We start from the raw sequence: 16,424 nt of genomic DNA, 5'->3' as shown, positions 1-16,424 counted from the left end.
GCTGCCTAATGACCATGCGCCAGCGCACCCTTCGCCATCTGCTCGCCAACCGGTTCACCGCCCGAAGGCCCCGCCTCGACCCAGTGTCCGTTCAGGAGCCGAAGCGCATTGGTAACCACCAGCAAGGACACGCCCACATCCGCGGCGATTGCCCCCCACATCGAAGCCATGCCGAAGGCGGTCAATCCGACGAACACCGCTTTCGTCGCCAGCGAGATGCCGATGTTCTGATGGATGATCGTCATGGCTCGGCGCGAATGGCCAATGAGCCACGGCACCTTGCCAATATCGTCGGTCATCAGCGCGATGTCTGCTGTCTCGATGGCCGCGTCCGAACCAACAGCACCCATCGCGATGGCGTAATGCGCGCGCGCCATGGCGGGGGCGTCGTTCACCCCGTCGCCGATCATGGCCACCATGTCATGCGTTTCGACCAGTTCTTCGATGGCTGTCACCTTGTCTTCGGGCAAAAGCTCGGCACGGACCACGTCGATGCCGACCTCGGCGGCAACGGCGCGCGCTGTCCGCTCGTTGTCGCCCGTCAGCATCACGATAGTCTTCACGCCCTGCGCGTGGAGCTGTGCCACGATGCCTTTGGCGTCGGGGCGGATACGGTCTCGCAATTCCAAAATGCCGGTGACGCCGGTGTCGTCGCCCACGGCAACAAGGGTGCTGCCAGCCCCTTCGATGCGGTCGCGCAAATCCTTCGGAATGGCGTCGCCGAAACCCTTCTCCTCGGCAAACCGGTCCGACCCTAGCCAGATCGACCGGCCGTCTGTGCGTCCTTCAAGTCCCCTACCGGGAACAGTTCGGGTATCTTCCGCGGCGGACACCTTGATGCCGTCGGCTTCGGCCCGCGCGAGAATGGCGCGCGCCAAGGGATGCGAGGAACGTACCTCGAGCCCAGCGGCGAGGGTCATCAGATCCTGCGCCGATGCTTTGCCCAGCGGATGCACCGCCGCCACCTCGGGCTCGCCCATGGTGATCGTGCCGGTCTTGTCCATGGCCAGTGCAGTGGTCTTGCCCGGTGCCTCAACATATGCACCGCCCTTGATCAGCACCCCAGCCCGCGCAGAGGCGGTGAGTGCAGCGACGATGGAGACCGGTGTAGAGATGACGAGAGCACACGGGCAGGCGATCACCAGCAGCACGAGTGCATTGTAGAACCAATAATCCCAGGCCCCACCGAATAAGAGCGGCGGCAGCAGGGCAATTGCGATGGCGAGAGCCATGACGATAGGCGTATAGATGCGGGCGAATTTCGCCACCCACTGTTCCACCGGCGCGCGGCGGGCATGGGCGTCGCCGACCATGCGGATGATCTTGGCCAAGACGGTGTCCGAGGCGGCCTTCGTGGCGCGCACCGTCAGTGTGCCTTCGCCGTTGATCGTACCGGCATAGACTTCGTCGCCCCGTTCCTTTGGGACCAGCGCACTCTCTCCGGTGATCGGTGCTTGATCGACGGCCCCTGCCCCATCGACAACCTCACCATCCAATGGGATGCGGTCTCCGCCGCGCACGACGAAACGTGCGTCGATAGCAACCGCAGAAGCCGGAACGTCCGCTTCCGAGCCGTCATCATAAAGAACTCTCGCCGTCGGCGGCGCCAAGTCGAGCAGAGCGGAAACCGCATTCCTAGCACGCCCGACGCTCCAGCTTTCGAGAAAAAGCGAGAGCGAGAAGAAGAACGCGACCGTTGCCGCCTCGAAAAATTCGCCGAGGCCAATTGCACCCGCGACTGCGACGACCATCAGCAGGTTCATGTCGGGCGACAGCCGCCGTGCGGACGACCATGCCTTGGGTGCCACGAGCCAGACACCGAACAGGATCGCCACCGCGAAGAACCCGGCCTCGACCAGTGGCATCGGCGCTTCGCCGTGCCCTGCGAAGAGGCCCAGTGCCCCCCCCATGCCGGTCTCGATGATGTGCCACAGAAATCCCGCGGCCCAGAAGCCGCCACTGAGCGCCGTAAACAGCCGCTGTCGTGCAAGATGGGCCGCCTGGTCGACCGACGCGTTTTCGGCATCCCAGGGCTTGGCGGTCATGCCGGTGCTTGCGACCAGTTCTGCAACTTCGCCGTCCGATACCTTCCTTGCGCTGTCGAGGATGGTCATCCGTCCATTGATCACGTCGAAAGCGAGATGCTCCGCCCCGCCGATCTTCGGGCCGACCACCTTGTTCAGGATCGCGACCTCCTCGGCGCAATCGAGGCCTGAAACCTGAAAGCTGCGCCCGGCATACGGCGCGGGCGTCGTCGGCGCGATGTCGCCGCAGGTTTCGGCCCTCCCGCAGCAACTGCCGCCGCTTGCCCTGGCAACTTGGGCATCATCGTGATCGTGATCGTGACGGTGGGAGTGGGACGGCATGAACGAACCTCTGGATTCGGGTGCTTTATCATGACATAGCCCCTACAGTGGCTAGAGCTTCAAGAGCAAAATACGGTGGTATTTCAGTTTGTTTTATTGCTAGAGGATGCGGTGACTGGCTCTATCACGCCTTGAGGCATGAACAGCCGCTGCAAAGAAAAACAGTCACGAAAGGAAGCTTGATGCGGGTTTTGATGCTGAAGCAAAAAATGATGGTCGCAGTGGCGCTGTCGCTCACGGCCGGGTGCGCAGTCCAGCCGACTGGACCGGGCGACGCGGCAAAACAGGGGGGCAACGTTCCCGAAGCCGTGATTGCAATGGCAGCCCCGGATCAGGATGTTGCAACTGCGCGCTTGGTGCCGGAAGACGGGTGCTACTGGTACGAACACAGCGGCCCCGTTGAAACGACCTTGCTGCCGCTGCGCACGGCGAACGGCAATCGTATCTGCACCTCTCGCGAAACTTAATTACGTTTGCCGACCGCTGCTGGGCTTAGCTGCGGGCAGTCACGCTGTCCTCCGCCGAGTAAAGATATGCCGTAGAGCCGGTTTCGACGTTCGGGTAAAGGTCATTGATATGAGCCATAACCATCCGTACGCAGCCCGAACTTGCGCGGCCACCGATACTTCGTGGGCTCGGAGTGCCATGGATGCGCAGAAGGGTATCGCGTTCCCCGACGTAGAGATACAGCGCCCTTGATCCAAGCGCGTTTTCCGGTCCCGGTTCCATGCCATCGGCAATGTCAGCATAAAGTTCGGGGTCGCGATTGATCATGCTCTGTGTCGGTTGCCAGTGCGGCCACCTGACCTTGCGCTCGATGGTATAGACACCCGGCTCGTAGAGGTTGCCCCGCGCGATCGCCACGCCGTAGCGCATCGCGGTTCCACCCTCTTCAATGTGGTAGAGATATCGCGCGACCGCATCGACATGAATATCTCCCGGCACGAGCCCGGCCTTCGCGTCTACACGTTGCGGTAGGAACCGCGGGTGCAATCCCCATGGGTTGGAAGTCTCGGCAACATAATCCAGAGGCGTCACCTGTGCGTCCCATTCAGCCTTCTGAGCCTCGGTGGGCCAACTGTCGGCAAAAGCCATGCCGGGACCGGTCACCGAAAATAGCGCCGTTGTTGTCTGAATGAAGTGTCGTCTTGTCAGCATTTCGTACCCTTTCGGTTCCCGCCGGCGATTGATGGCAAGAACGGTATGTGTTCTCCTTGAATAGATAGGACTTCTAGTGGCTAGAGGTTCAAGGGCAAATTTTCGTGAGCAAACATGCGATCCTGGCAGTTTCCAGTTTGCTTGGGAGGAGAAAATTGCTCGCACGATACCTGGTCCGAAGTTGCGCAGCGACACTTCGTGAAATCGCAGATTGTCTGGAAATTTAAGCACAGCGGCTTCGATATCGCGACCATGAGATCGGGAGCGTCACGGCACACGGAACTTACGCCACTCGCAAATGCTACGATGCCATCTCTGGCTCCGGCTCTCATTCCGTTATTTCGCCCCGTAAGAACGCAAAGCTTGGATGGAGATCATAGCTGTAGCGGCGGCTCGTAATTAGGCCATACGGGCATCGCAGTATCTGGGCTGCGCGCTCTGGCGACAATGGAGCGGATATCCCCGCCGAAGCCGCGCGGAGACGAAGATGCAATGTGTGAAACTGCTTGGCCAGCCGCTCATCGCGTCGGACTTTGGCCGCCAGGGTGCGAAGCTTCATTTCCGCATAGCAGTCGTCAACAGCTACACCGCCCTTGGCATCCCAGTCACAGAAGCTTTGGAATAAGTCCGTCCGGAGAATGGCGAACACCGCCTATCAGCCTATTTGTAGAACATTTCCTCGAGGACCCCTCGATTGGTAAGTTAAAGTCTAAGGTCAACCCGCTTACTTCAACGGCAACCACCCGCCTATGACCGCTGGGAAAACGCCGCGAACAGGGCAAGCGTCCGTTCGCTGACATGGTGCTCGATCCCTTCGGCATCGCGTTCAGCCGTCTCGGGGTCGAGCCCGAGGCTCAGGAGAAACCGCAAGACGATCTCGTGGCGGTGCCTGCATTCCTTGGCGAGCGCCCGGCCTTCCTCGGTCAGAAATACCGAGCGATACTTCGCACGGGTGATCAATCCGTCCCGCGCCAGACGGCCAAGTGTTTTTGCGACCGTCGGCGCAGTCACGCCCATCCGTGTCGCGATATCGACCGGCCGGGCCTCGCCGTTCTCGTGGATGAGTTCGGCGATCAGTTCGACATAATCTTCCGCCACTTCGCTGCGCCGCGCTTCGCGCACACCGATGAAGGCCTCGGCGCGGGATTCGACCGCACGTGCCTCTGCCTCGGTTGAATCAAGGTTCTCATCATCCGTCATGCCGTCACCCTCGCACGATCGGGATTGACTCGTAAAGCCTAAGCGATGATTATTAGCCGAAGCTAACTTTTTGCGCCGGAACTTTGGCCTGCGTGTCATCTGAGGGGACAACGTCCATGCCTGTCGATACCAGCAAGCGAGGGCGCGATGTGTCGTCCGCCGTGGAGACGTCGCTGCCCACAGCGCCACCTGCCCTGGTCACGGAGCCAGTTTCGGCGTCGCGACGTGCGCTGTTGGTCGGCGGTCTGGTGGCTGCCGGCGGAGCGGCCGTGGCCGCGAGCCGCGCGCAATCCCAGGCAACGCCTGACCCGATGGCGGGGCATGCGATGCCCGGCGGGGCGGTCGATCCGTATTCGGCCCATGACAGTGGCGTGGCGCATGGCAACATGACGATGGTCGGCCAGGTCGACCACGCCCGGAACGGGTTCGACCCGACGGCCATGCTGACCGACTGGGAGACCGGTCGCACCGAAGTTCTGCCGGATGGGCGCACGTTACGAACGTTCGAGGTGGACGCCATCGACATGGAGATCGAGATCGCTCCCGGCGTTTTCTTTCCCGCCTGGACGTTCAACGGACGCGTTCCCGGCCCCGCTCTGCGCGCCAAGGAAGGCGAACGGCTACGGATCATCTTTCGCAACCTCGGTTCACACCCGCATTCCATGCATTTTCACGGCATTCACTCTGCGCGAATGGACGGCGTTCAAGGCGCCGGGCTGATCGATCCGGGCGAGGAGTTCGTCTATGAGTTCGATGCCAGGCCCTTCGGCTGTCATCTCTATCACTGCCACGCGCTGCCGCTGAAACGGCACATGCATAAGGGCATGTACGGACTTTTCGTGGTCGACCCTGATCCGGCGCGCCACCCCGAATTTGCGGCCGTTGCCGCGTCGCGCGTGCTGGGCAGCCCGGAAAACGCCGAATGGCAGGAACTGGCGATGGTGATGAACGGCTTTGACACCAATTTCGACGGCGAAAACGAGGTCTATGCCGTCAACACGGTCGGCCAAGCTTACATGAACGCGCCTATCCGGATCGACAAGTCGCGCCCGGTCCGTATTTACCTCATGAATGCGACCGAGTTCGACCCGATCAACTCGTTCCATCTGCACGGCAATTTCTTCGACTACTACGACACCGGTTCGCAACTCACGCCGACCCTGCGCACGGTCGATGTGATCATGCAGTGTCAGGCGCAGCGCGGCATCCTCGAGTTCAGTTTCGCTGACCACGAGGATGGGTTGTACATGTTCCATGCCCATCAGGCCGAGTTCACCGAACTAGGCTGGATGGGCTTTTTCGACGTGCGGGAGGCCGGAGCATGACCGATCAGACCCAACACAGCCGCCCGCCGATGACCCGCCTGCTTCTCGTTCTCGTGCCGCTGGCCGTCATGCTGGGGGCTTTCGTGTGGATTGCCTCGCTCGATCCGCTGCGCGGCTTCAACAATGGCGCGCCCCCGGTCGAGGCGTTGACCGTCGAACGGACGATCCTCGATGGGTCGGGGATTTCGCTCAGTGTGCGCGCCGGCGGATCGGAAGCAATGGTGGTCGCGCAGGTCGCAGTGGACGATGCTTACTGGACCTTCACGCAGGAACCGGCCGGGCCGATTGCCCGCGGCGAAGCGGTCTGGTTGCGAATTCCCTATCCGTGGGTTCTCGGCGAGGCCCATCACGTCAACCTGCTGACCAACACGGGCGCGACCTTCGGGCATGAGATCGGGGTCGCCGTCTCGACGCCAAGTCCCACCTGGGGTCAACTCCGGCTGCAGGCAGTGATCGGGGCGATCGTCGGCCTGTTGCCGGTGGCGCTTGGCCTGATGTTCTATCCGGCCATGAAGGGCGTCGGGCGAAGCGGGATGAACTTTCTGCTCGCACTGACGGTTGGGTTGCTGGCCTTCCTGCTGATCGACATGACTGCGGAAGCGCTGGAGTTGTCCGGCGATGCGGCGGCGATATTCCAAGGCTCCGCCATGGTCTGGCTGGCGGCGCTGGCAAGCTTTCTGCTGCTGATGGCGATCGGGCGCTGGCGCGGCAACCCAGAAGGCATTGCGCTGGCGTTCTACATTGCCCTCGGGATAGGGCTGCACAACTTCGGCGAAGGGTTGGCGATTGGCGGCGCATTCGCCGCAGGATCGGCCGGGCTTGGCACTTTCCTCGTCTTGGGCTTTGCCTTGCACAATGTCACCGAGGGTATCGGCATCGCCGCCCCGATGCTTCGGGCCCGGCCCACGCTCTGGATTTTCGCCGCCCTGACGCTGCTCGCCGGTGGCCCGGCCGTCCTTGGAATGTGGGCAGGCAGCCTTGCCTACGCGCCGCAATGGTCGGCATTGGCTTTGGCCGTCGGGGCGGGTGCCATTCTGCAGGTCATGGTCGAGGTCAGCGCCTACCTTGTCCGTCAAAACCCCGACCGGCAAACGGCGCTGATATCACCCTCTGTTCTGGCCGGGTTTCTGGGCGGCATCGCCTTCATGTACGCGACGGCGGCACTGATCAAGATCTGAGCCGGTGGTTGGCTGTCTAGGACTCATGGTGCGGTCGCCCAGCTCTATAAACTGACCCCGTCTGTCCACGGGGAGATCGCAATTTTCGTGCCCCAGTTTGTGCGCCCAAGAGACTTATTCTTTCGTGATTTCGAAATAAAGAGTTTGAGGCTAGAGCGACTAGAGGATCCCACAGATAGGAGAAAACACTGCAAATCCATCTGACTACTATTGCTGAGCCGCACGTCGAAATTGACTGTCTCATATTTTTGGTCTGTCACGATTCTGGGCCTCCGTTGAACTATCAACAGATGTTACGCACCAAAACGAGTACTTTTTTAGAGGTGTTTCATGGCATCGCCCGCCACATGCGGAAACGCACCTGTTCGGTCACCTCGCGGATTAGACCTTGCGCTTCCATCCAAGCAAGGTTGCGCTGGACGGCGGCGCGGCTGGCACCGGTCAGGGTCTCGGCCATTGGAGCGGAGACGACGGGCCATTCGGTCAGCACCGCGCGCAATGCAGGTGGTGTCTTGCCAGAGAGCGGTGCCATCATGTCGTCCGCCCGCGCTGACCATGCCTGGATATCGTCGAGGTGCCGCATCGCGGTCAGGCATGCTGTTTCCATTCCCTCGAGCCAACGCTGCAAGCGCTCGGCAGGTGGGCCACTGGCGCGCAGCCCCCCTGCCCCGCGCATAGCCAGAGGCGCAAAGATGGCCCCCCCATTCAAATTCGGGCCTTCGCTCGCGGCAATGCGTGCGGCGGTAACCGCCGCTTCCATCCGGTCGTCCTGTTGCCCGAGGCCCGCAAGGTTCCAGAGGTGAAACCCCATGCAGGCGCGTGTAATCGAATGCAGGTCGGCGGCTTGCGCCATCAGGTCAAGCCAACCGACCGCGCGATCCGCAAAGGGCTCGGCTTCATCCGCCATGTTTTCAGGGTCACGGCGATCGAGGAAAGCGGATAAGTCCACCTCTGGACCGGGACCGCCTGTCAGACGGCGCACCGCCCATCCGACACGCGCGAGCGCTGCGGTGTCGTCCTGCACCCCGGACAAGCGCATGGATATCCAAAGCGCCAGCCGATCCGGGCCAATTCGGTCACCCACAAACCAGCTGAGGTCTGCCGCCTCCATCAGGGCGAGCCTGAGCCGCCAGCCTTCCGGGCCACGGTGCAGACGGTCATCCAGCGCGCCAATCCGGCTAGCCACACAGGCAAGACGGGCGGCATTACCTGCCTCTGCCTTCCGCCAATCGTCGAGGACTGCGGTTTCAGGCAGCTCTGCCCTCGGTCTGGGCGGCAGATAATCCGGCTCCACTTCTATTGGACCGGGCAGGAACCACAGGTCGTCCTCGGACGTCTCTTCAATCCCCTCCGCATCAACTAGAGGATCGTCCAATTTACTATACTGCGTAGGTACTTGAGGCTTCATATGTGCAAAATATGGCGCTTTTGCATTTTACCAAAGTGTTTTGTTAGGGTGCGCCTGCACTGTCGCAATTGCTTTGCCGTTTCATCATAAAGTTCTTACAGGATTTCAGTAGGATGAAGCGTAATCCGACGTGGGTTTTTACGTTTCGATTTCAATTTTTAACTCGCGTTTCAACAAGCGAGAGACTGGGGCAGAAAATGGAGTTCAAAAACCGTGGAGCGGCGGTTTCATGACGCCGCACGAATACGAAGCGTCTGACGAGGCTTGGGCGAGGGCAACGCGTATCGGACGAGAACTGGATCGAATTTTGGACGGGCAAGAGCCTATGCGCACCGCAGTTGCTCGGGCCGCATCCGAATTGCGTCTCTCGACGCGCCAAGTCTACAACCTCCTGCGCCGATACCGCACCGAGCGCCGGGTTTCTTCGCTGTTGCCAAAGACTGGTGGGGCCAGGCGCACAAGGATCAGCCCGGCTGTAGAGGAGATCATTGCGGCAACGCTTCGGGAGATGTGGCTTCAGCCCGAGCGACCGGACCTTGCGCCGATTGCCGATGAAATCCGCACCCGTTGTATCATCGAGGGTCTTGATCCGCCCGCCTATGTCACCGTTTCCAAGCGTATCCCACGACTGTTCACGCCCGAGGAGATTGCCCGACGGCGACATTCAGGAGAGAAAAGCCTGCGGCGTCTGAAACCCCGCCCAGGCTATATTTGGGCCAAACACGCACTCGATGTTGTCCAGATAGACCACACCCCCGCCGACATCCAGTTTGTGGAAGTCATCGATGGTCAAGGCATCTATGTCGGACGCCCCTATCTCACTATCGCTGCCGATGTGGCAACAAGCGCGATTATTGGCTTCTGCCTGACCCTGGAGAAGCCCTCACGCCTGTCGATCGCCCTCTGTCTTGCGCAGGCGATGTGACGCAAGGAGGACTGGCTGGCAGCGCGCGACATCAATCATTCCTGGCCGATGTTTGGCCGCCCGAAGAAGGTCGTCGTGGATTCTGCCATGGAATTCAGAAGCACCAGTTTCATCCGGGGTTGTGCCGAGTACGGCATTGTAATTCAAAGCCGGAACAAGGGGACCGTCCATCGTGGCGGGGTTGTCGAGCGGCTTCTCGGCAAAGTGAATACGGTGCTGCGCTCCCTGCCTGGCAAGACCGGGCGTTCCATCGCGGATCGGGGTGAGTACCTGTCTGAAGACCGTGCGAGGCTCAATTTTGCAGACCTCGAACGCTGTATCGCGCTGGCGATTATCGATCACAATCTTAGCCAGAATGAACGCAAGCTGACGGTCCCGGCCAGGGAATGGGAACGAAAATGCCGTCAGCCGGATGGCCCGGAAGACAACCCTTTCGACGTACTGCTCAGCTTTCTCCCGAACAAGACACGCAGGATTTCACCTCAAGGTGTCAGCCTGTTTGCCAACGACTATTTCGAACCATGGATGGGCCCATTGGTCGCCCGCCGTGATCGATTGGATGCTCTCGATGTTCGTTATGATCCTCGGGACATTAGCCATATCTACATCAAGGATCCCGATACAGGGGCCTGGCTCCCTGTGGCGCGGCGGGATGGACAGCTTGAGGCGGTCACCCTCTGGCAGCACAGGGCCGAGAGAAACCGAGCGCGCGAAACCGGTCGGCGCCCGATCGAGGAGAAGACCGCGATCCGCCGCGAAATCGCGGCGACCGTGGATGCCTCGGCAACGAAGAAGCAAAGGCTGAAGGAAATCGCACGGGCCAGGCATGCGGCTCATGCGCCGAAACCCTACCAGAGCCTGACTCCTGCCCCGACACCAATCCGAGAAACGCCCGACCCCGAACGTCCGCGCCGCGTCTTTCCGGTGGAGGATTGGTGAAATGACGGATCACCTCCTGGACTCCGCCGCATCACTTCTTGATGCCGGTGACGCGTGCCGCATCTCCCATATCCGGACGGCCTGTTGGATCAGCCACCCGGTGGCAAGTCGCGCCCATAACGCAATGAGCCTTCTACTCGATCGACCAGTAACCTTGCGCCCCAGAGGGCTCTTGCTGACAGGCCCCTATCACAATGGCAAGACGATGATCGCCGAACGCTTCGCGATCGAACATTTGCGTCAGTCAGAGCGTCAAAGGATCTGGGTGATTCAGACCCGAGAAGGTGCCGGACTGTCTCACTTCTATGCCAGCATTCTTGCCGGGTTGCGTGCGCCTCAGGCATCTGGTTGGCGAAGCCTGTCGCGCGCGGGCGAGCAGGTGGATCATTTGCTGGACGGCTTGAAACCCCGCCTGCTCATCTTCGATGAGTTTCACAGTGCCCTTCGAGGGCGCCGACAGGACGTGAAAGCTATCTTTTCGTTCCTGCGCCGTATCGCACGTGTCCACGACATCTCGCCCGTACTGGTCGGCGAGGTTGCGGTCTATGACGCGGTACACGACACCGAGGAAATGGGATCGCGGTTCGATACGATCCCTGTTCCCAGATGGGCGTATGATGAGGATTTCGCGACGCTCCTCGATAGTCTCGAGACCAGCATGCCTCTCGCCCGAGCCTCGGACCTGTCGCGACCGTCACTGGCTGAGATCATCCATGAATTGTCAGAGGGCTTGATCGGAGAGGTCGTCGATATCGTGAGCAACGCGGCCATCAAGGCGATAAGGAACGGCGAGGAACACATTTCTGAAGCGACCATCACCTCGCTTGGTTACACGCCCCTGTCGAAACGCCGAAATGCTCCTTTGCGTCGCGAAATGACGTGAACCAGTCTGCGTCCGAGATCACAGTCACACCTGCGCGCGACTACGGCAATGAGATGGGGCAAGGCTGGCCCGGCGTTGTTGCACTGGCACCCGGAGAGCTTCTTTCGAGCTGGCTGCATCGGCTGGCCATGGCCAATGGAGTTCCGCCTCAGTATTTTGGCCAGGTTTTGGGTGTCGCAGGTGGGGATTGGTCTGCGAAGCTTGACCGAGACCTTCCCGGGCGAATCCTCAAATTGCTGGTCGAGCGAACCCGGTTGCCCGCCGAGGATATTGATGGCCTGGCTTTGCACCGCGACCCACTAGCCCGGTTGCGATTGCGGCAGATCACAGGATCAGGAGATGCCCGCAAATCGACCGCTCGGGTCAATCGCCTGCAATATTGCCCGGCATGCCTGAAAGAGGATCGCGCACCGTTCTTCCGGCGCGGCTGGAGCCTGGCGACGCGCGTTTCCTGCTTTCGGCATGGATGCCGCTTGCGCGATCACTGCCCTGCCTGCGGCGGCGGCATTGCGCCTGCTCGACAAAACCGCCTGCTGCCGCAACATTTCTGCGTCTGGTGTGATGCTGATCTCCGACACCCCACCCTGCCTGCCGAGTATGATGTGCAGCGTCTCGAGCGGCTCATAGACGATCTGCTTCGAATGCATGTTGCGGGACATGGACGGCATGGAAAGACATCCCTGCCCGCCATGCTTGGAGCGGCTTGTTTCGCGTTCAATGGCGAGCCGACGTCAATTTCGCGCTTGCCGCACCGGGTCCGCTACGTATTGTTCCGCCAGTTGGCCGATGGAATGACGCCCCTCCAAAAACGTTCCGTGCGCCCTGCAATTGATCTCTGGACCCGCATTGCACTGGCTGCGCCCAAGCATTCCGACTTGGTGGCGTCATTGAGTGCAGAGATCACGTCACAGATAACACCGGGATCAAAAACGCGCTCCAGACTTCCTGATTTGGCGGACTTACAGCAGGTCATCGTTCGCCTTCATTCAAACCGCCGCACATCATTGGCAACGGCTATGCCTGCCAATTGATGACCCCTGCATCCTCCATCTGCTCCCGATCGGGCAGGTCCTGCAGCGACTCCAGATCGAAAGCGACCAGGAACTGCTCCGTCGTCACATAGGTATAGGGTGCCCCGCGCCGCGGCGACCGTGGCCCGGTGACGATCAATCCACGCGCATTCAATCTTCCGATCAGGTCGCGGCTGATGTCTTTGCCGAAGATGTCTTTCAGGCCGTCCCGTGTGATCGGCTGGTGGTAGGCGATGGCGGCCAGGACAGCGACATCGTACTCGCGCAGATCGAGGTCCTGTTCACCTATGTCAGCGGCGGTCCGGATCGCCGGGGCGTAGGCGGGCCTGGTTCGCAGCATCCAACCGCTGGCGACCTTCGCCACTTCGAAGGACCGCCCTTCCAGATCGGCGGCCAGGTCCTCTATTAGCAACTCGACCGACACCCCATGCCCCACGACGCGCGCCAGGTCTTTACTTGGTACTGGCGAGGCGCTGGCAAAGAGCACTGCCTCGATCCGTCGCAGCCATTCGCGCCAGCGCAATTCGGCTGGCAGATCGTTCAGTTCCCGATCGAAGTCAGTGTCGGCGCGATCCTTGGCCTTTTTTGGTGGTCGCATGTCCGAACCGCGAAACCGGTTCCCACTTTCGCTGGCCATGCTCATCCCTACACCCCGTAGAGCCGGAACGTGTCGCGCCCCGTCAGCTCGCGCACCGCGCCGAGATCGACCAACCGGTCACAGAGCCGCCGTGCGGACCGGTCAGGTAATGGCAGGGCCGCCGGCGCGACGGCATCTTGGGTCAGGAACATCGCGACGGCGGCCTCCGCGCCTTTGGCGCGCAGCTTCGGTGCGACCGCTTTGAGATGCGCTGCCCGCCGAGCGAGGTGAGTTGAGAGACGCACGGCATCGACCGCCGATGAGACGAGCGCACGATGACAAGCCGAGCGTAGGTCTTCGCCTCGCTTGCGCATGTCGGCGCGTTTCAGGCCTGCGGCCAGAAGCGGCACGAGATGTTCCCAGCCGAGGGCTTGGGCGAGGGCCGCATCCGCGAGGATCAGTCCAGCTGCGTCTGCGCGCAGCACCGCCTCCAACACTATCGCGGCCCGGGTCACGGGCGCCCCTTTCCCCGCATCGAGCCACGTCGCGATCTGGCCCGGCTCGAAGGCCGGCAAGGCTCGGCCCAGAACCTTGATCGACACCGGCCGCTCCACCGCACGCCGCCAGGCAAGGTAAGTATCCCCTGCCGGTCCCGGCAGATCGCCAGGCCGCAACAGATGCACCGCATCGCGCAACTCCGCTTCCCGCTCCGGCCGTCCGGAGAGCGCGACGCAAGCCGCCGCCGCGCGCAGCGCGAGCCTATCCCGCAACAAGGCGTGGGGCACTTCCTCGTGTCCCAACACAAGATGCAGGTGGTTCAGTGCTGCGCCCGACAAAAACGCCACATCTTCAAGGGGTTCGGCGCGTGCCGAGGTGACCCAGGGCGGCATCTGGGGTAAGCTAAGAGGGTCGCTGTCGAAGGTTGGTCGGGCATATGTCATGCCACAACACTATCTCGCGGCGGCGCTTTTGACTACCACATAGTGTAGAAACCGCCCCTCTTTGCCGAGTATTTCTACGTCCAATAAGTTTGCATTATCAGACATCGAAAGTTAATCTCCGCGACATGTCAGAAAACACCGGGAAATCGCGCTCAGCGGCGCCAAATGGGTCTCCACTCCACGAGGACGACGAGAGAGAGCAGCCTGACGGGGCGGCCTTGTGTCCTCCTTCCGATGTGGCGGGTTCAGGCGCGCTCGACCGGCTGGTGGACACCGCGCGCGATTATGCCCGCGCTGCGGCATCTGAGAACACGCTGAAAGCCTACGCCAAGGACTGGGCGCATTTTGCCCGCTGGTGCCGGATGAAGGGCGCCGAGCCCCTGCCCCCCTCGCCCGAGATGATCGGGTTGTACCTCGCTGACCTCGCCTCCGGGACGGGCCCCTCTCCTGCCCTGTCGGTCAGCACGATTGACCGCCGACTGTCCGGGTTGGTCTGGAACTATGTGCAGCGCGGGTTCACCCTCGATCGCAAGACCCGCCATATCGCGACGGTGCTGGCCGGGATCAGGCGAAAGCATGCGCGCCCACCGGTCCAGAAGGCGGCAATCCTGGCCGAGGATATCCTCGCGATGGTCGCGACGCTACCCTATGACCTGCGTGGGCTGCGGGATCGCGCGATCCTTCTCCTTGGATACACCGGGGGTCTGCGCCGTTCCGAAATCGTATGTCTGGACGTGCATAAGGATGACACGCCGGACTCTGGCGGCTGGATCGAGATGTTCGACAAAGGCGCCCTGCTCACGCTGAATGCCAAGACCGGCTGGCGCGAGGTCGAGATTGGCCGTGGATCCAAAGATCAGACCTGCCCCGTGCATGCGTTTGAGCAATGGTTGAACTTCGCAAAGATCGACTTCGGCCCGATCTTTGTCGGCACATCGCGGGATGGCAAACGCGCCGCCGAGACGCGGCTGAACGACAAGCATGTCGCGCGGCTGATCAAACGCACGGTTCTGGACGCTGGCATCCGATCCGATCTGCCTGAGAAAGAACGTCTGGCGCTGTTCTCTGGCCACTCGCTGCGCGCCGGCCTCGCCAGTTCCGCCGAAGTCGACGAGCGCTACATTCAGAAACAGCTTGGACATGCCTCGGCCGAGATGACCCGCCGCTATCAGCGGCGCCGCGACAGATTCCGGGTGAATCTCACCAAGGCCGCGGGGCTCTGATGCGTCATCCTTGAATGCCGTCAATGCCGCAACATGGCGCGGAAGATCGCTGCGGGAATGCAAAATGTCGATTATTATCACTTCGTTCGGACGATCCAGAAACACCTCGAAATGCTCCCCTACCATCGCAAAGCGCAGGTCTGCAGCATCGTCCACTTGGCAATCTCAACCAAGCTGGCCTCTGCGCGGCGTGTCAGCCGAAAGGATCGGCTCATGAAGATGCGCGGGCTCGTCGAAAAGCCCGCCGGATCGCCTCATCTCCACTGCCCTCAGCAAACTCATCCGCCTTGGCCTGCGCCAATCCCTCCAGCAGTCCTTGGCGGATGCCCGCGATCTGCGCTTCTTCCTGTTCCAGCAACCGTAGCCCCGCGCGAATCGCTTCACTCACGTTTTGATAGCGTCCGGACGCCACCAAAGCTTGAACCAGCTGGTCCTGGGTTTCGGTCAGAACGACATTCCGTGTCACCATCATGCGGTGATTTCAGCCACATAATCGTTCCACAGGCCGAGCGCATCAGCCCGGGAGTGGCGATAGGATATTGCGGTGAGGCGATGGCGCTTTGGACGGAACAAGGTTGCGGTCTGATCATGAACGGAAAGAAATCCCTGCGCTTGGGGCGAAGATTTGAAGCGGCCCATGATCTTTACTCGTCGAATTGTGTGTCGATGCGTAGCTTCTGACCGGTTGTTCAACCCGTTGTGCGAGCGATGCTCGACGCTTGGGAAAAGGTTCCGGACGGCGACGCCATAGCTGCGTAGTTTGTCGGTCACGGTGACCCGCGATACGCCCCGTCGCCGCACCAGTTTTCGGAGAAATCGCTTGGCTGCATGAGCATTCCTGCGACTTTGGACCGGGATCTCCAGCACGTCGCCGTTCGTATCGGCCGCCCGTTAAAGCCCGTGCTTCTGGCCTCGGATTGGGATCACGACCTCGTCGAGGTGCCATTTGTCGGTCGGGGCCGGGCGGTCGCGACGGACACTCGCGGCGACCTGCGATCCGAACCGTTGGCACCAAACACGGACGCTTTCGTAGAAGACGATCACACCTCGCTCGGCCAGCAGATCCACGACATCGTGCAGGCTTAGCGCAAAGCGTTGATACGCCCAGACGGCGTAAGAGATGACAGAACGGGGGAAGCGAAAGCCTTTCAGTCGAGGCTGTGAAACCTTGCTGATCATGGCAGAGGACTATGCATGTAGCCGGGGCGCGACATGAATCCATGTCTTGCCCGTGAACGCCGCGCGGCACATCTGACCTTACCCACGGGTA

15 protein-coding genes and 2 pseudogenes are annotated in these 16,424 nt (G+C 61.1%); 9 read left to right on the top strand and 8 right to left on the bottom strand.

The window, feature by feature from the left end:
- Positions 1-5 precede the first annotated feature (5 nt).
- Positions 6-2,366, bottom strand: a complete 2,361-nt coding sequence (locus ANTHELSMS3_RS23615; protein WP_094037481.1) for a heavy metal translocating P-type ATPase — start codon at positions 2,364-2,366, stop codon at positions 6-8.
- Positions 2,367-2,548: 182 nt separating this feature from the next.
- Here ANTHELSMS3_RS23615 and ANTHELSMS3_RS23610 point away from each other — a divergent pair, with 182 nt between their 5' ends.
- Positions 2,549-2,833, top strand: coding sequence for a hypothetical protein (locus ANTHELSMS3_RS23610; protein ID WP_094037480.1), 285 nt, complete (start codon positions 2,549-2,551; stop codon positions 2,831-2,833).
- A gap of 25 nt (positions 2,834-2,858) precedes the next feature.
- Here ANTHELSMS3_RS23610 and ANTHELSMS3_RS23605 read toward each other — a convergent pair whose 3' ends face one another.
- A complete protein-coding gene (locus ANTHELSMS3_RS23605; RefSeq protein ID WP_094037479.1) occupies positions 2,859-3,524 on the bottom strand; it encodes a L,D-transpeptidase in 666 nt (221 codons plus the stop codon).
- A gap of 248 nt (positions 3,525-3,772) precedes the next feature.
- Between ANTHELSMS3_RS23605 and ANTHELSMS3_RS26160 the strand changes: the two are divergent.
- Positions 3,773-4,149, top strand: a pseudogene (locus ANTHELSMS3_RS26160) (transposase); the annotation flags it as partial.
- A gap of 122 nt (positions 4,150-4,271) precedes the next feature.
- Here ANTHELSMS3_RS26160 and mntR read toward each other — a convergent pair.
- The gene (gene mntR / locus ANTHELSMS3_RS23595; RefSeq protein WP_009815500.1) at positions 4,272-4,724 is read right to left on the bottom strand and encodes a manganese-binding transcriptional regulator MntR; all 453 of its coding nucleotides are present in this window, start codon (positions 4,722-4,724) and stop codon (positions 4,272-4,274) included.
- A 326-nt stretch (positions 4,725-5,050) separates the two neighbouring features.
- Here mntR and ANTHELSMS3_RS23590 point away from each other — a divergent pair, with 326 nt between their 5' ends.
- Both ANTHELSMS3_RS23590 and ANTHELSMS3_RS23585 read left to right on the top strand, forming a co-directional pair.
- Entirely contained in the window at positions 5,051-6,049 is a 999-nt protein-coding gene (locus ANTHELSMS3_RS23590) for a multicopper oxidase domain-containing protein (RefSeq protein WP_254694986.1), read from the top strand.
- Positions 6,046-7,227, top strand: a complete 1,182-nt coding sequence (locus tag ANTHELSMS3_RS23585) for a metal transporter (protein ID WP_094037477.1) — start codon at positions 6,046-6,048, stop codon at positions 7,225-7,227. The genes ANTHELSMS3_RS23590 and ANTHELSMS3_RS23585 overlap by 4 nt, the downstream gene beginning before the upstream one ends.
- A 328-nt stretch (positions 7,228-7,555) precedes the next feature.
- On the opposite strand, the gene ANTHELSMS3_RS23580 is transcribed toward ANTHELSMS3_RS23585, so the two are convergent.
- Positions 7,556-8,635 (bottom strand): hypothetical protein, encoded by a 1,080-nt coding sequence (locus ANTHELSMS3_RS23580; protein ID WP_094037476.1) that lies wholly within the window; start codon positions 8,633-8,635, stop codon positions 7,556-7,558.
- 130 nt (positions 8,636-8,765) lie between these two features.
- Here ANTHELSMS3_RS23580 and ANTHELSMS3_RS26535 point away from each other — a divergent pair, with 130 nt between their 5' ends.
- From ANTHELSMS3_RS26535 to ANTHELSMS3_RS23565, 4 genes are all read left to right on the top strand, one after another.
- Entirely contained in the window at positions 8,766-9,560 is a 795-nt protein-coding gene (locus ANTHELSMS3_RS26535) for a helix-turn-helix domain-containing protein (protein ID WP_368074445.1), read from the top strand.
- 87 nt (positions 9,561-9,647) lie between these two features.
- Positions 9,648-10,499: a Mu transposase C-terminal domain-containing protein gene (locus tag ANTHELSMS3_RS26530; protein ID WP_368074444.1), complete on the top strand. Its 852-nt coding sequence runs from the start codon at positions 9,648-9,650 to the stop codon at positions 10,497-10,499.
- A 1-nt stretch (position 10,500) separates the two neighbouring features.
- Positions 10,501-11,382 (top strand): TniB family NTP-binding protein, encoded by an 882-nt coding sequence (locus tag ANTHELSMS3_RS23570; RefSeq protein ID WP_094037475.1) that lies wholly within the window; start codon positions 10,501-10,503, stop codon positions 11,380-11,382.
- On the top strand, positions 11,379-12,413 hold the full coding sequence (locus ANTHELSMS3_RS23565; RefSeq protein WP_094037474.1) for a TniQ family protein: 1,035 nt from the start codon (positions 11,379-11,381) through the stop codon (positions 12,411-12,413). The genes ANTHELSMS3_RS23570 and ANTHELSMS3_RS23565 overlap by 4 nt, the downstream gene beginning before the upstream one ends.
- Here ANTHELSMS3_RS23565 and scpB read toward each other — a convergent pair.
- Positions 12,397-13,011 carry an SMC-Scp complex subunit ScpB gene (scpB, locus tag ANTHELSMS3_RS23560; RefSeq protein ID WP_094037595.1) on the bottom strand — a complete coding sequence of 205 codons (615 nt, stop codon included), beginning with the start codon at positions 13,009-13,011 and terminating at the stop codon, positions 12,397-12,399. The two genes, ANTHELSMS3_RS23565 and scpB, sit on opposite strands and share 17 nt — an antisense overlap.
- Positions 13,012-13,058: 47 nt before the next feature.
- On the bottom strand, positions 13,059-13,931 hold the full coding sequence (locus ANTHELSMS3_RS23555) for a DUF1403 family protein (RefSeq protein ID WP_094037473.1): 873 nt from the start codon (positions 13,929-13,931) through the stop codon (positions 13,059-13,061).
- Positions 13,932-14,056: 125 nt separating this feature from the next.
- On the opposite strand from ANTHELSMS3_RS23555, the gene ANTHELSMS3_RS23550 reads away from it, so the two are divergent.
- On the top strand, positions 14,057-15,154 hold the full coding sequence (locus ANTHELSMS3_RS23550; RefSeq protein ID WP_094037472.1) for a tyrosine-type recombinase/integrase: 1,098 nt from the start codon (positions 14,057-14,059) through the stop codon (positions 15,152-15,154).
- A gap of 211 nt (positions 15,155-15,365) precedes the next feature.
- Here ANTHELSMS3_RS23550 and ANTHELSMS3_RS23540 read toward each other — a convergent pair whose 3' ends face one another.
- Entirely contained in the window at positions 15,366-15,623 is a 258-nt protein-coding gene (locus tag ANTHELSMS3_RS23540) for a type II toxin-antitoxin system ParD family antitoxin (RefSeq protein WP_094037594.1), read from the bottom strand.
- A pseudogene (locus ANTHELSMS3_RS23535) lies at positions 15,623-16,333 on the bottom strand (IS6 family transposase). Before ANTHELSMS3_RS23535 ends, ANTHELSMS3_RS23540 begins: the two are co-directional and overlap by 1 nt.
- Between the last annotated feature and the right edge of the window lie 91 nt (positions 16,334-16,424).

Origin of the sequence: Antarctobacter heliothermus, from assembly GCF_002237555.1 — a bacterium.
In the GTDB taxonomy this organism is placed as follows: Bacteria; Pseudomonadota; Alphaproteobacteria; order Rhodobacterales; family Rhodobacteraceae; genus Antarctobacter; species Antarctobacter heliothermus_B.
The sequence above is the reverse complement of the archived record's forward strand: the minus strand, read 5'-3'. Positions and strand labels throughout refer to the sequence as shown.

Excerpts from the sequence above, each read along its gene's own strand:
- ANTHELSMS3_RS26530 (WP_368074444.1), top strand. The coding sequence starts at position 9,648 with ATGGAATTCAGAAGCACCAGTTTCATCCGGGGTTGTGCCGAGTACGGC.
- ANTHELSMS3_RS23555 (WP_094037473.1), bottom strand. The coding sequence starts at position 13,931 with ATGACATATGCCCGACCAACCTTCGACAGCGACCCTCTTAGCTTACCC.
- scpB (WP_094037595.1), bottom strand. The coding sequence starts at position 13,011 with ATGCGACCACCAAAAAAGGCCAAGGATCGCGCCGACACTGACTTCGAT.
- ANTHELSMS3_RS23615 (WP_094037481.1), bottom strand. The coding sequence starts at position 2,366 with ATGCCGTCCCACTCCCACCGTCACGATCACGATCACGATGATGCCCAA.
- ANTHELSMS3_RS23580 (WP_094037476.1), bottom strand. The coding sequence starts at position 8,635 with ATGAAGCCTCAAGTACCTACGCAGTATAGTAAATTGGACGATCCTCTA.
- ANTHELSMS3_RS23590 (WP_254694986.1), top strand. The coding sequence starts at position 5,051 with ATGCCCGGCGGGGCGGTCGATCCGTATTCGGCCCATGACAGTGGCGTG.
- ANTHELSMS3_RS23610 (WP_094037480.1), top strand. The coding sequence starts at position 2,549 with ATGCGGGTTTTGATGCTGAAGCAAAAAATGATGGTCGCAGTGGCGCTG.
- ANTHELSMS3_RS23585 (WP_094037477.1), top strand. The coding sequence starts at position 6,046 with ATGACCGATCAGACCCAACACAGCCGCCCGCCGATGACCCGCCTGCTT.
- mntR (WP_009815500.1), bottom strand. The coding sequence starts at position 4,724 with ATGACGGATGATGAGAACCTTGATTCAACCGAGGCAGAGGCACGTGCG.
- ANTHELSMS3_RS23570 (WP_094037475.1), top strand. The coding sequence starts at position 10,501 with ATGACGGATCACCTCCTGGACTCCGCCGCATCACTTCTTGATGCCGGT.
- ANTHELSMS3_RS23540 (WP_094037594.1), bottom strand. The coding sequence starts at position 15,623 with ATGGTGACACGGAATGTCGTTCTGACCGAAACCCAGGACCAGCTGGTT.
- ANTHELSMS3_RS23605 (WP_094037479.1), bottom strand. The coding sequence starts at position 3,524 with ATGCTGACAAGACGACACTTCATTCAGACAACAACGGCGCTATTTTCG.
- ANTHELSMS3_RS23550 (WP_094037472.1), top strand. The coding sequence starts at position 14,057 with ATGTCAGAAAACACCGGGAAATCGCGCTCAGCGGCGCCAAATGGGTCT.